Source organism: Natroniella acetigena (genome assembly GCF_023227745.1).
GTDB classification, from domain to species: Bacteria; Bacillota; Halanaerobiia; order Halobacteroidales; family Halobacteroidaceae; genus Natroniella; species Natroniella acetigena.
Genome location: NZ_JALKBX010000011.1, coordinates 13,170 through 27,808, shown reverse-complemented (window position 1 = coordinate 27,808; position 14,639 = coordinate 13,170). Strand labels below are relative to the sequence as shown.

Below are 14,639 nucleotides of genomic sequence, written 5' to 3'. Positions count from 1 at the left end.
AACCTTTAAACAAAGCATTTAATATTGAATACTTAATAATGAGTATTTAAAAATCGATTACAAAAAGATAGCTCTAACCTTAGCTAAGGTTAGAGCTATCTTAAATCTATAAGCTTTATTGTAAATATAATGATACATCCTCTGCTTTAACATCGGGATGTAAGGCTACATTGATACCTCCTGCTATCACTCTGCTAATATCACCGATCAGCTTATCAATTCCTTTAGGCGTAACTATCAAATCTCCTAAAAACGGCTGTAAAACCTGTTCGATTAATTGTTCAGAAACATTAGTTTGCTGAATCATCTGTTGCACTTCAGCAGCAACATTTTGATTATTTGCCAATTGATTAATAGTATCATTAACTATATTAACTGAATTAATTACTGTAGGCATCCCCATTGCAATTACTGGAACTCCCATATCTTGTTCAGTAATTCCAATTCTCTGCTTTCCTAATCCAGAACCAGGATAAATCCCTGTATCACTAATTTGAATTGTTGAAGCTAACCTCGAGCTTTCTCTAGCAGCTAACGAATCAATGGCAATTATTAATTGCGGATGAACTCGATCAACTACCCCTCGAATAATTTCAGCTGTTTCAATTCCTGTTAATCCTAAAACACCTGGAGCTAATGAACAGACAGACCTCATTCCTTCTCTCGACTCTTGGGGTGTATCATCATATAAGTGGCGAGTAACTAATAAGTGATGAGAGACCCTTGGCCCTAGAGCATCTGGTGTTGTATTCCAATTTCCTAAACCGATTACTAAAATTGATTCTCCGCCACTTTTTTGACCAAGTGAGGAAAAGTCTATAATATTATTGAGCTCATCAGCCACCACCCCACTAAGATACTCATGAATTTGGCGATCCCCAGATCGAAAATCTCCAGATTCTATTGTAATATAATTACCAGGAGACTTTCCTATCTGTTGACCAGCTTGTTCATTCAAAACTTCAACTCTGGTAATTTTAGCATGATCAATTTCAGTTTCATCAAGCGTAACTCCAGATATCTCTCCCCCTGTCCTCTCTATAGCTATATTCCTAGATTCAACTGCTAAATCTGTTAATGCTGCTAAATTCTCCATTTAATCAACTCCTTTTTAAGCTTCTTATCGTAATTGAGTTGGTACGAAAGCGTCGATAATTCCAATTGCTAGTGCTGCTAAAAGGGCTCCAATTACAGTCACTGACATACCTGCTACTAGATATTGAGTAGCATAAATTACAATAGCAGCTGTAATAAATCCAATTATTCCTCGACCTTGGGGAGATATATCTTCTCCCAACACACTTTCCAGTAAATATCCTATAAGAGCAATTACAACAGCAGCAATTAAGGCATTAGTAAACCCAATTACTTCTACTCCTGGCAGCAAAAATCCTATTCCTAATAATACAAAAGCAGATACAATTAATCTAACAATTGCTCCTACCCAGCCTACCATATTTTATCTCCTCCTTTTTAGTTATAGTTATCATAACCAGTTTTATTTTCTCTATTCATTAACAGTAATTGATGTTTAATACATGATTTGCTAATTATCTTATTTTTTATTGATATATAGATTAACTTCAATTGATAATTGATAGTTAAAAACCTTCAAAACCTTCGAATTTATGGACTTGATCTTCAACTCTCAATTATCAACTATAAACTGAAGATTTATTACCAAAAACTTGCTTAAATTAACGCGTATAACTTAATTATACAAATTAAATTCTTAAATTCTAATCTTAATCTTGCGTTTTAAATAATTGTATGATACAATTTATATGCTTAGCAAAGAGGATGATAATTAAATCAATATACATAGTTTAATAAGGAGGTGACCGAAATGCCAACTTCTAAATCTGCAAAGAAGAGAGTTAGAGTTACTGAAAAAAAGACTAAGCGTAACCGTCAGCGAAAAGAAAAAGTTAAAATTGATATTAAAGAATTTGAAGAAGCAGTAACAGCTGGTAATGTAGAATTGGCTGAAGAGAAACTGAAAGAAGCTAAAAAGACTATTGATAAATTTACTAATAAAGGTCTGTTCCATAAAAATACTGCTGCACGCAAAAAGTCTAAGTTAGATAGAAAATTCAATAAATTAACTGCCTAAGTTAGATTAATTAAGAGGTGTTATCTGATATCAGATGGCACCTCTTTTCTTATTTTAAATACTAAGGCTAAGTCTAAGTTTAAGTAAAAACTAAACCATTATATTATAAAATCAAAAATATTAAACAATCAGATTAAGATTAAAATAAACTTTTTTCTAAAATTTTAAATTAATTAGCTTTAATTTCATTAATCTCAGACTTTAATAATCATTCTAAAAGTTTCTAGTATGAATTAAATCCTAACGCAACAAACTAGAAGTACAAGATAAATAAGGAGGTGAAAGAGATGAGCATTCGCAACAATAATAATAGATTAGTTAATCCTATGGCTAAACAAGCACTTGACAAGTTCAAATTAGAGGCTGCACAAGAGTTAAATGTTTCTGATGAGTATAAATCTGGCTATTGGGGTAATATCACTTCTCGTGAGTGTGGATCTGTTGGTGGGCATATGGTTAAGGAAATGGTTGAGCAATATGAAAATCAATTGGCTAATGGTAATGGAGCTCCACAAGCTACAAATACAACTCAAGCTACTGATGGACAGAATCAAAATAATAATCAATAATTAAACTAATAATTATAAAAGGAGATGAAATAAATGAGTATTCGTAACAATAGCAATCGATTAGTTAATCCAATGGCTAGACAAGCACTTGATAAGTTTAAATTAGAGGCTGCACAAGAGTTGAATGTTTCTGATGAGTATAAATCTGGCTATTGGGGTAATATCACTTCTCGTGAGTGTGGATCTGTTGGGGGACAGATGGTTAAACAGATGGTTGAACAATATGAAAATCAATTGGCTAATGGTAATGGAAGTGCTCCACAAGCACAAGCTACTACTAATCAAAATGGAGCTACTGCAACAAATGGAGCTCAAGCTACTAATGGACAGAATCAAAACAATTATAACCTAAGTCAAAAAGCTGGTAAATTCGAACCACAAGGATAATTTAACAACTAAAAAAAATATAATAAGCGGTGCTTTAAAGCACCGCTTATTATAATTCAGGAGGCTAATAAATGAAAAAAAAGCTTATTGTTTTCAGTCTGATTTTATTTGGCTTACTTTCTTTTAATTTAGAATTTGCGACTGCAAGACAGGAGCATGAAGGGCAAAAGTTATGTATCGTCCAACGAGGAGATAGTTTATGGCAAATTTCAAGAAGACATCGAACTAATTTTAGGAGTTTATTACGAGAAAATGATCATTTTGAAGATCCCGATCTAGTTCATCCTGGCAATAGAGTCTACCTCCCACCAGACGCTGAAGATACTGAAGATGAAGCAGTAACTGAAGAAGAAGTGCTACCACCTGAAGAAGAAGTCGAAGAAGAACCAACCGAAAGAGAACCACCAGTAGAAGATGGTAATATTGCTGCTTATGAAGCAGAAGTGGTGGAATTAGTTAATGTTGAAAGAGAAAGAAAGGGACTAGAGCCTTATCAGCATAACCAACAAGTATCACAGGTAGCCCGTAGAAAATCTGAAGATATGAGGGATAATAATTATTTTAGCCATCAATCTCCAACTTATGGCTCCCCTTTTGATATGTTAGAACAATATAATGTTGAATTTAGAGCAGCAGGAGAAAATATTGCAAAGGGTCAAAGAAGTCCTGCACAAGTCGTTAGAAGTTGGATGGATTCACCAGGTCACAGAAGAAATATTTTAAGTCAGGAATTTACCGATATCGGTGTTGGCTATGCTCAAAATGGAGATGGAGAAACCTATTGGACGCAGATGTTTATTAGACCATAAATTGAGCTTAAGTCTAAGGATAAGTTTAAGTAAAACCTTAAAAGAATTAAACCCTGTCTATAGACAGGGTTTAATTGATTCAATCTAAAAAAGTTTGATAGTTATAGCGTTGACCATCTGTTTTAATAATAATCGCTCCATCTTGATCATTTCTTAGTACTTTAGTTCCTCTTTCTTCAAATCGCTCAATTACTGTTGGATGGGGATGACCATAATTATTATCTCCAACCTGAATAACTGCTAGTTCAGGCTTGACCTGTTCAATAAACTCTTCGATACTAGAGCTGATACTCCCATGATGAGCTACCTTCAATACAAGACTTTCCAAATCAGCACCTTGCTTGACTAACCTTCTTTCAGCTTCCTTTTCTATATCTCCAGTCAATAATAGCTCGAATTGATTATAGATCGCCTTTAAGACCAAAGAATTATTATTTGCTTCACTCTCTTCTAGCAACGGAAAGGTTGGCCCTAAAACCTCAACTTCTAAAGGCAACGCTCTAATCTCATCACCCGCAACTAATTGGGCATGTTTAATCTTATTTCGTTCTAACTTTTCTCTGACTCTAATCTCTAATTCATTCTTTTGAATATTAGGAGGATAAAAGACTTGATCGATAGCAAAATTTTTAATTAATGGTTTTACTCCACCAGCATGATCCCAATGAAAATGAGAGATCAAGATCAAATCTAAGCTCCTAATTCCTCTACTTCTCAAATAGTTTTTTATTTCTATTCCTTCCTCTCCTGCATCGACCAATATCCTCTTACCAGTCGGTAAGCTTAAATAAATGGCATCCCCTTGCCCAACATCAAAAAAAATAATCTTAAGCTGTTGATGATTATTAAAACCAAATTGAAAGAGCAAAATCAAGATCAAACTCAGACTGACAATTAACTTTCTTTTATTTCCAAATCGTTCAATAGAGAATGAAGTTGATTTTAAGCACTTAGCTAGATAATAGATCAAGAAATAATAAATAACAACTGTAATTAAAGCAGGTCTGCCAATTGAAACTGTCGTCCATAAATTATCAACTAACAACCCAACTAAAATCTGACTCAAATCCAATAAAACCTCAATAAGACTAGCTACTATAATTCCTCCAGTACTCCAAATAACTACTACCACTAAAAAAAAGAGACCAAGCCACAGTATACTTGTAATCAATGGCGTTAATAATAGGTTTGCTAATACACTTATTACCGAAATTTGATTGAAATAATAAACCAAAATAGGTAATAAACCAATCTGAGCCGCTATAGATGCTGCTAACAAATTGTTAACCTTTAAAAAGAAGGGAAGCTTAGAACTGATAAGAGGAGTCAAATAACTGATAGCTATTACTGCCCCAAAAGATAGTTGAAAACTGACTGTAAATAGACTCCAAGGATTGATTAATAAGATAATTAATGCTACTCCCGCCAATAAATTATAGATATCTATCTTGCGATTCAGGAGTTTACCCCATAAAACTAAACTAATCAAGATAACAGCACGCAAAGCTGGTAATTGCCAACCGGTAAGTAATAAATAACTACCTAATACTAGAAGATTTAAAATCAAAGTAATCTTTTCAGATAATTTCAATTTTTGACAGATAAAATAAATTATATAACTGAGTAATCCAATATGAAACCCAGAAATGACCAATAAATGGCTTAATCCTACTTCCCTAAAATCATTCTCAACCTCCGGTGGCAATAAAGACTTATTTCCTAATAACAACGCTTGTAAAATATAATTATTGGGGTTAGAAAAATGACTATCCAACAATTGAGTAATTTTTACTCTTAAATTAAAGACTTGTTCTAAAAAGAAATTTGCTCTTCTTCCAATCCGCTTCACTTGAGAACTAGAGTTAATATGACCTAAAGCATAAATTCCATTTCTTTTAAGATAATTTTGATAAGAAAAACCACCAGGATTTCTCTTGCGAGGGGCCAACTCCAATTCAGTATTAACCTTAACTAGATCCCCGTAATTCAATTGCTCTTCAGCAGCAGTCCAATCAAAGAGTAAGACTTTTTGCTGACTAGTTAAATCAAACTCAGCTACCTGCAAATCGGTTAAAAGATACCTCATTCCTTGATAGGTCTCTTCTACTTCTACAATTCGTCCTTCAATCTCTACTCTTTCTCCTACTACCTCTTCTAAAGCCTCATCCTGCCAAGCCAACTCAATACTTCCTAAATAAATTATCCCCATTAAAAAAATTAATAGCCAACCAATAATCTTTAACTTAACAGAACGCCGATGAGCTAAAATAACAAAGATAAAAAATAAAAAAACAACTAAAATTTTACTTAGCAATAATATCTCAGAATTGGTCCCCACATAATAAGCACAAACCAATCCACTAATCAAGGCACTACAGATTCCAACTAAAGGGCGCTTTACTTTACTCTTAATATGTAATCTGACTCTTTAAGTTATCAAAAGTCTTACTCCCAATTCCAGATACCTGCTTTAATTCAGCCAATTCGCTAAAACCCCCATTTTGACGTCGATACTCCATAATCTGCTCAGCCAAAGCAGGGCCAACTCCTTGTAAGGTTTCTAACTCTTTCTGATTAGCAGTATTAATATTGACCTTACTATTAGCATTATTAACTTCTGCTCCATTACCACTAGTACTACCTTGGGTTGGAATCATTACTCTAGTTCCATCTCTTAACTGATCTACAAGATTGATTGCATTCAAGTCAGCTTCAGCAGTTGGCCCGCCTGCCTCTTCGATAACTTGATACAATCTTGCTCCTGCTTCAATTTCATAAACTCCTGGTTCAACAACTGCTCCCCCTAAATGAACAAATATCTTCTCTTGTTCCTCTTGCTGCTTTAATAATTCTTCCTCTTCTTCAATCTTAATTTCTCTTTCTGTACTAGAATTAATTTCAACAGCTTCCTGAAAATTAAATTGATTATTTCTAACAATTAAGATTACAGAAACTACCATAAAAATAATGAGTAATCCAATTAAGACTAAATCATCCTTTTTTAATCTCATTAAACCTCACCTCATTGATATTTTTTCCTGTTATTAATTATTTATACAATTTTGAGCTACATTCAAATATCATATGCGTCAACTCAATTGATATAAAGTGGCACTTTGCCACTTTATATCAGTGTACAGTTTACGGTTTACAGTTGACAGTTAAAACCCCAAATTCAAAATCACTCTAATCTTCTAAAAATAAAGCTTTTAGGGTACTTAAGTTCTTAAAGTCTTGATCTTATAACTGTACACTGTACACTGTTAACTGTAAACTATATTGTGGCACTAAAAGTGCCACAATATTGTAATAAAGCTTCAAATTAAAAAGACCATGCACTTATAAAAAGCACATGGCCGCTCATAATTATTTACTTCACCACCAAGTTAACCAACTTCTGTGGCACAACAATCTCTTTAACAATCTCTTTTCCTTCTAAATATCGCTGCACATTGTCCTGTTGCTTGACAATTTCTTTTAACTTATCTTCCTTAATATCAGCAGCTACTTCTACCTTATCCCTTACCTTACCATTAACCTGAATTACAATTGTGATCTCATCCTTCTTAATTGCCTCTTCATCATACTCGGGCCAACTTTGCTGATGAACACTCTCTGCAAACCCTAATTGAGACCATAACTCTTCTGTCATATGAGGGGCAAATGGGGCTAAAACTAAGATAATATTCTTTACAACAGCTCTTAACAACTGATAATTAAGCTCTTGAGAGTCATTTAAGTATTTATAAGCACTATTTACCAGCTCCATAATTGCACTGATAGCTGTATTTAACTGCTTTCTTTCTCCAACATCGACTGTTACATCCTTGATCGTAACATGTAATTGGCGATGTAATTCTTTATCAGCTTGTGTTGTTATTTCAAACTCTCCAGCTACATCTTTAAGCTGGTCAATATTTTGAGCAACCAATCTCCAAACACGATTCAAGAACCTTTCTGCTCCCTCAACTCCTTCATCACTCCAATCTAAATCCCTTTCTGGAGGGGCAGCAAATAAGATAAATAAACGAGCTACATCAGCACCATAATTATCTAAAATCTCTAAAGGATCAACAATATTCCCTTTTGACTTGGACATCTTAGCTCCATCAAGTAACACCATTCCCTGAGTTAATAGATCATCAAAAGGCTCCTTATAATCAACATGTCCTTGATCATTTAAAAACTTCATAAAAAATCTTGAATAAAGCAAATGTAAAATAGCATGTTCAATTCCACCTATATACTGGTCAACATTCATCCAATAATTTGCTCTTTCGCTATCAAATGCTGACTCTGTAAAATCTGGGCTGGTATATCTTAAATAATACCATGATGAATCAACAAATGTATCCATTGTATCTACTTCTCTAGTAGCTTCTTGTCCACATTCAGGACAACTCGTCTTTACAAAATCATCCGCTTTAGCTAATGGGGATTGGCCCGTCCCTGTAAATTCAACATCAGTTGGCAATTCAACAGGTAGATCAGATTCAGGCACTGCTACAACACCACAGTCATCACAATAAATAATCGGAATTGGTGTCCCCCAGTATCTTTGCCTAGAGATCAACCAATCTCGCAACCTATAATTAACATCCTTCCGCCCTAGATCATGTTCCTCCAGATAAGCAATAATCTTATCGAAAGCTTCATCTACTGACAGACCATTTAAAATTTCTGAATTGACAACTACTCCATCCTCTGTATATGCTTCTTCTAATTGTTTAGCTGTCAATTCCTCATCTTCTGGTTCAATAACGACCCTAATTGGCAGTTGATACTTCTTAGCAAATTCAAAATCACGTTGATCATGGGCAGGTACCGCCATAATAGCACCAGTTCCATAATCCATTAAAACATAATTAGCAATCATTACTGGAACTTCTTCTTCAGTTACAGGATTAATTGCTTTAATCCCTGTATCAATCCCAATCTTGTCACTATCAGAACTCGTTCTCTCCTCTTCATCTTGCTCTTTAATCTGAGCAATAAATTCCTTAACTTCTTCTTCCTGCTCGGTTCCTGTTACTAACTCTTCAACCAAAGGGTGTTCAGGGGCCAACACCATATAGGTTGCACCATAAATTGTATCAGGACGAGTAGTAAAGACCTCTAAAACTTCTGTACTATCTTTAATTGCAAATTTAATTACTCCCCCTTCACTACGTCCAATCCAATTCTGCTGCATCGTCTTAACCCGCTGCGGCCAATTTTCTAATAAATGATGTTCATCCAATAATTGCTCAGCATAGTCAGTAATCTTAAAAAACCATTGTTCTAATTCCTTATCAATAACTTGACTATCACAACGCTCACACTCTTCATCAATCACCTGTTCATTGGCCAATACTGTCTGACAGCTTGGACACCAATTAACAACCGATTTTTCTTTATAGGCTAACCCTTCCTTATAAAGCTGTAAGAATAACCACTGTGTCCAGCGATAATAATCAGGATGACAAGTAGCTACCTCCCGCTCCCAATCATAACTGAGTCCTAACATCTTAAACTGTTCTTTCATATTCTCAATATTATCCCAAGTCCAATCATTAGGGTGAATATCCCGCTCAATTGCTGCATTTTCAGCCGGAAGTCCAAAAGCATCCCAGCCCATTGGATGCAAAACATTATATCCTTCCATCTTTCTAAACCGAGCAAATACATCACCTAATGAATAATTTCTAACATGTCCCATATGTAGATTTCCTGATGGATAAGGAAACATTTCTAACACATAATATTCATCTTTATGCTTGTCCAACTTGCTTTTATAGCTCTGATTCTCTTCCCAATACTGCTGCCATTGTGATTCTACTTCCTTAAAATTGTACTCTTCTTTCATCTTCATCCTCCTTCAATTCAATTGATTTACAACATTTAACTAGTTGTTCCCAAAAAAATAATTTATATTCTTTTACATCCTAAAGCAAGGGAAAACTGAATTATTTATAAATTACAAAAAAACCCTCACCCCCAATAAAGAAAGATCTTTAATAGGGGCGAGAGTTTCTCACGGTACCACCCTAAGTTGATATGAAGAGTAGCATGATAACTTCAAGAACCTAACTTTATATTTCTAGGCAAAGTTTTATTCTTCAAAGATTTGATGTGCCGGCCTCGATGATCTAACATCAAAAACTTCATTATGTCTTTATTAATCAAAGTTTTGGTGTGACGGCTTCGATAGCCCAATACCAAAACCAACATTGCTTTTTATTAATTGTAGGTTTTGGTGGAGATAAGCGGGCTCGAACCGCTGACCTCTTGTCTGCCAGACAAGCGCTCTCCCAACTGAGCTATATCCCCATTTCCATATCATCTCTAAAACAAAATAACAGTTGTCAACCGTATAAGCTACTATAAGTTCACTTATCTAGCTCCAAAGCAAATTCAGCTGCTGCTTACTACTCCTTATCATAGCTCTAAGACAATTATTCAACTATCAACATTATAAATTAAGAATTAATATTTGTCAAGATTAAACTAATAAATAATGCAATACAGTTAAATTATACTTGCCACTCTAACTCTTCAGCGTCACCCCATAATTTTTCTAGCTTATAATATTCTCTCTTTTTTTGATGGAATACATGCACAATTACATCTGCATAATCTAACACTACCCAATTTCCAGTCTCCATTCCTTCTTTATTTTTAACACAGATATCTTTTTCTTCTAAAACATGTTCAATTGAATTAGCAATAGCTTGCACTTGAGTATCCGAAGTACCACTACAGATTATAAAATAATCTGCTAAAATAGAAATCCCTTTAACATTTAAAACCCTTATATCTTCAGCTTTTTTATCATCAGCAGCTTGAGCAATTTCTTGCGCAATCTTCTCAATATCTCTTTCCATTAACCTTATAACCCCCCAATCTTAACTATATTATCTTAAACATCATTTTTAGTTATTCTAGATCAAGAATAAAAAACCTTGTTTTCAATGAAAATTTGTACTTTTCCCAACAATAACTTTTACAATCGAATTTCCATCTTCAACTAATACTTTACTATTTAAATAATTAGCTAACTCCTCTACTTCTTCTAATTCATCCTGAGGCGAAATAATAGTAGTTTGCGGATAATTAAAACGAGCTGCATTCCCAATACCTTGAATACTATAACCTTGAACTGATAATAAATCTGCTGCTTTTTGAGCTTGACCAGGTTCGCCACTTCCATTTAAAACAACTAAGTCTAACTCTTGATTGTTAAAATAATTTCTTTTATTAAACATAGCATCAACTAATGCTTCAATTTTTTGCTCTAAAGGAACCCAGTAACTAACTCCAGCAATATAATTAGGAATACCAGGCAATAGCTCCATCTGCACTTGCTCTAAACTAAATTGATTAATAATACTAGCTAACTGTAGCTTCTCAGTTAACTTCAAATCAGTCATTACAGCATTATTTACTTCTTTAATCAATCCTGGTAATCTAAGAATAGTCTGTGAACTCAGTACTTGATCAACCGCTGCTTTCAAAAATCCTTGCTGCCGTTGTACACGACCTATATCTCCTAGCTGGTTATCACGAAATCTAACATACTTTAAAGACTCTTCCCCATTTAACTTTCTAGTTCCAGCTTTTAAATCAATATATAGATCATCCGCTCGATCTACATAATAAAGATCTTGTTCAATCTCTAACTCTACTCCACCTAAAGCATCTACTACATCAATAAAACCTTGATAGTCAACCTTTAAATAATGATCGATCGAAACATCTAAGAATTCTTCAACAGTCTTCTTAGTTAAATCAACTCCACCATAAGCATATGCTGCATTAACTTTATGATAGCTATCTCGATCAGCTAATTTTACTCTGGTATCTCTTGGAATAGAAATTACTCCAACTTGATTAGTTGTTAAATCAAGACTAACTAATAATATCGTATCAGAACGCTTACTCTCCTCTGCTTCTGCATCAATACCTAATACCAGAATATTAAGCCTCTCTTCTAGTTCCTCATCATCAACTTCAACTTCTGCTTTCTCTTTCTGCCTTATATTATTTAAGCTACTCTCCGAATCAAGATAACGGAAAACAACTAAGTTAACCCCACCAATTAATAAAACTACAACTAATATTACAAGTAAATAACTTATCCACCTATTATTGAGGGGCATAATTCCACTCCTCTCTAGAGTAAAGAATTTCTGGTCTTAATAGTTTGGGGATGGACTATTTTCCCATTCTTCAAATTATACCTTATTGTATTTTCACAGGCTATCCTCACTAGCTGATCTAATTCTTTATCTTCTACTTGTTTTCTTAACTTTCTAATTGGTTGACAGGTTCGATTGGGCTCAATATAGTCGGCTAAGAAGACAATCTTAGCTAGTTGACCCATATCTTCACTTCCTAAAGTATGAAGGGAGATTGCATTTAAAATAGATTCATCTTCAATTCCAAACTCCCTTATGGCCAACTCCGCTCCTACAGGAGCATGCAACAACTCTGGTATCTGCCTAGAAACGCCATCTATCACTATATCAAATTGTTCTGCCTTTTTCAATAGGTTATTACTGGATAGCCCCTTGGCACAATCGTGAATTAACCCCGCCCACTTTGCTTGTTCAGAATTACAATTATAATTTTTAGCTAATTTCACAGCTGTATCTCTAACTCCCAAACTATGCTGCAAACGATCTTGATCAACCAGCGTAGCTAACTTATCTATTGCTTCTTCTTCTGTTAGCACTTTAAGTCCTCCTATTTTAGTAAATATCAATTAATATAAAGTGGCACTTTGCCACTTTATATTAGTGTACAGTTTACGGTTTACAGTTGACAGTTAAAACCCCAAATTCAAAATCACTCTAAACCTCTAAATATAAAGATTTTAGAGTGCTTAAGTTTTTAAGAGGTCTTGATCTTATAACTGTACACTGTACACTGTCAACTGTAAACTATAATGTGGCACAGAAGTGCCACATTATTGTAATAAAGCTTCAATATATAATCAAAAAGTGGGCATATGCCCACTTTAGTTATCAACTAACTACTAATGTTTCAGCAATTTACTTAGGATTAGCTGGTTCCATATTTATATTCTTTCCTTTAATCGTATTATTCTTCATAATTTGCAGCACCTCTTGAGCATTATCTCGTGGAACCTCTACAAAAGTATATCTGTCATAAATATCAATTAATCCAATTAAGTTTCCAGCAAGACCTGTCTCTCCAGCAATTGCTCCTACTATATCTCCAGGTCTTATATTCTGCTTCTTACCTATATTTACAAATAACCTAACCATACCTGGCTCTGCTCCTGTATTTCCAAATTGTTTTTCTAAACTTTTATCTTCTTGGGCCAGATCATCTTCTGACATTAACTTTAATAAGGCTGCTGCTATATCTAAAGATGTATAATCTTCTTCATTTATCTTTTCAATAGCTTTAACATACCTTGTTAGATTCTCTTGATCTAAAGTATCTATTACATCCTCTAGCATTAGATTCATCTTAATTTCTTCTACATCACTGGCAGAAGGAACTTTCTTCCTCTGAATCTTTGTTTTCGTATACTTCTCAATATCCTTTACTTTATAAATTTCTTTACCTACTACTAAGGTAAAAGCACGTCCTTTTCTACCTGCACGCCCTGTTCGACCAATCCTATGGACATAGTACTCTATATCTTGAGGCACATCATAATTAAATACCATCTCAATATCATCAATATCAATCCCTCGAGCTGCTACATCTGTAGCCACCAAAATTTCTACAGTACCATTCTTAAACTTATTCATCACCCGATCCCTTTGTGGTTGTTTCATTCCTCCATGTAAACCATCTACAAAATATCCTCTAGCTTGAAGTTGAATTACTAATTCATCTACTTGCCTTCTTGTATTACAGAAGACTAAGGATAATTTTGGATTATACATATCAATTAATCTAGATAAAACTTCTAACTTATTTCTTCTTTTAACCTCAAAATAAGCTTGTTCAATATTAGGTACTGTTAATTTTTGACGTACTACCTTAATTATCTCAGCATTCTTTTGGTATTTCTTACTCAAATTCAAGATAGATTTAGGCATGGTAGCAGAAAATAAGATTGTCTGCCTTTTTCCCTTTACTCCCTGCAAGATCTTCTCTATATCATCTCTGAATCCCATATTTAACATTTCATCAGCTTCATCCAAAATAACCATCTTTAAATTATGTAATCTTAAAGTTCCGCGTCTCATATGATCCATCAATCTTCCTGGAGTACCGATTATAACTTGCACCCCTTTATTTAAAGCTTTAATTTGTCGTTTAATGGGTTGTCCTCCATAGATAGGTAAAATATTAATCCTATTTTTATATCTTGAAAGTCGCTTTAATTCCTCAGCTACCTGTATAGCCAACTCTCTTGTTGGACATACAACCAATGATTGTACATCTTTATTTTTAGAATCTACCATTTCTAAAGTTGGAATTCCAAATGCAGCCGTCTTGCCTGTACCAGTCTGAGCTTGTCCGATCACATCTCTTCCTTGCAGTATATAAGGAATAGATTGGCTTTGAATTGGTGTAGCTTCTTCAAATCCCATATCCTCAACTGCTTTCTTGATTTCGGTTGATAAATTCAATTCTTCAAATTTCCTTGTTTTCATCTTAATTTTCACTCTCCCTAAACAAATTAATTCTTTTACTCCATAGTATGTATCTAATTTAGATAATAAATACTTTATTATTAAACAAGTAGATTATAATCCAACTTATTACATCACTAAAAAGAAATAAGACATCCTTAAC

Annotated in this window: 13 protein-coding genes and 1 tRNA gene; 4 read left to right on the top strand and 10 right to left on the bottom strand. The window is 34.1% G+C overall.

What is annotated here, in order from left to right:
• Window positions 1-115 precede the first annotated feature (115 nt).
• On the bottom strand, window positions 116-1,096 hold the full coding sequence (gene gpr / locus MWH25_RS04275) for a GPR endopeptidase (RefSeq protein WP_248626221.1): 981 nt from the start codon (window positions 1,094-1,096) through the stop codon (window positions 116-118).
• Window positions 1,097-1,120: 24 nt separating this feature from the next.
• Window positions 1,121-1,456 carry a phage holin family protein gene (locus MWH25_RS04270; protein WP_248626219.1) on the bottom strand — a complete coding sequence of 112 codons (336 nt, stop codon included), beginning with the start codon at window positions 1,454-1,456 and terminating at the stop codon, window positions 1,121-1,123.
• A gap of 390 nt (window positions 1,457-1,846) precedes the next feature.
• Between MWH25_RS04270 and rpsT the strand changes: the two genes are divergently transcribed.
• From rpsT to MWH25_RS04250, 4 genes are all read left to right on the top strand, one after another.
• Window positions 1,847-2,113 (top strand): 30S ribosomal protein S20, encoded by a 267-nt coding sequence (rpsT, locus tag MWH25_RS04265; RefSeq protein ID WP_248626217.1) that lies wholly within the window; start codon window positions 1,847-1,849, stop codon window positions 2,111-2,113.
• Window positions 2,114-2,400: 287 nt separating this feature from the next.
• Window positions 2,401-2,682: an alpha/beta-type small acid-soluble spore protein gene (locus MWH25_RS04260; RefSeq protein WP_248626215.1), complete on the top strand. Its 282-nt coding sequence runs from the start codon at window positions 2,401-2,403 to the stop codon at window positions 2,680-2,682.
• Between the two features lie 33 nt (window positions 2,683-2,715).
• A complete protein-coding gene (locus tag MWH25_RS04255; protein WP_248626213.1) occupies window positions 2,716-3,069 on the top strand; it encodes an alpha/beta-type small acid-soluble spore protein in 354 nt (117 codons plus the stop codon).
• A 71-nt stretch (window positions 3,070-3,140) separates the two neighbouring features.
• Window positions 3,141-3,878 carry a CAP domain-containing protein gene (locus MWH25_RS04250; protein WP_248626211.1) on the top strand — a complete coding sequence of 246 codons (738 nt, stop codon included), beginning with the start codon at window positions 3,141-3,143 and terminating at the stop codon, window positions 3,876-3,878.
• A gap of 79 nt (window positions 3,879-3,957) precedes the next feature.
• On the opposite strand, the gene MWH25_RS04245 is transcribed toward MWH25_RS04250, so the two are convergent.
• From MWH25_RS04245 to MWH25_RS04210, 8 genes are all read right to left on the bottom strand, one after another.
• Entirely contained in the window at window positions 3,958-6,192 is a 2,235-nt protein-coding gene (locus MWH25_RS04245; protein WP_248626209.1) for a DNA internalization-related competence protein ComEC/Rec2, read from the bottom strand.
• Between the two features lie 94 nt (window positions 6,193-6,286).
• Window positions 6,287-6,889: a helix-hairpin-helix domain-containing protein gene (locus tag MWH25_RS04240; RefSeq protein WP_248626207.1), complete on the bottom strand. Its 603-nt coding sequence runs from the start codon at window positions 6,887-6,889 to the stop codon at window positions 6,287-6,289.
• A gap of 359 nt (window positions 6,890-7,248) precedes the next feature.
• A complete protein-coding gene (gene leuS / locus MWH25_RS04235; RefSeq protein WP_248626205.1) occupies window positions 7,249-9,723 on the bottom strand; it encodes a leucine--tRNA ligase in 2,475 nt (824 codons plus the stop codon).
• A gap of 388 nt (window positions 9,724-10,111) precedes the next feature.
• Window positions 10,112-10,187: transfer RNA gene (locus MWH25_RS04230), tRNA-Ala, on the bottom strand.
• Window positions 10,188-10,390: 203 nt separating this feature from the next.
• Window positions 10,391-10,741: a ribosome silencing factor gene (gene rsfS, locus MWH25_RS04225; protein ID WP_248626203.1), complete on the bottom strand. Its 351-nt coding sequence runs from the start codon at window positions 10,739-10,741 to the stop codon at window positions 10,391-10,393.
• Between the two features lie 84 nt (window positions 10,742-10,825).
• Window positions 10,826-12,016, bottom strand: a complete 1,191-nt coding sequence (locus MWH25_RS04220; RefSeq protein ID WP_248626201.1) for an LCP family protein — start codon at window positions 12,014-12,016, stop codon at window positions 10,826-10,828.
• Window positions 12,017-12,030: 14 nt separating this feature from the next.
• Window positions 12,031-12,591 carry a bis(5'-nucleosyl)-tetraphosphatase (symmetrical) YqeK gene (gene yqeK, locus MWH25_RS04215; RefSeq protein ID WP_248626199.1) on the bottom strand — a complete coding sequence of 187 codons (561 nt, stop codon included), beginning with the start codon at window positions 12,589-12,591 and terminating at the stop codon, window positions 12,031-12,033.
• A gap of 319 nt (window positions 12,592-12,910) precedes the next feature.
• Entirely contained in the window at window positions 12,911-14,497 is a 1,587-nt protein-coding gene (locus tag MWH25_RS04210) for a DEAD/DEAH box helicase (RefSeq protein ID WP_248626197.1), read from the bottom strand.
• Window positions 14,498-14,639: the final 142 nt, after the last annotated feature.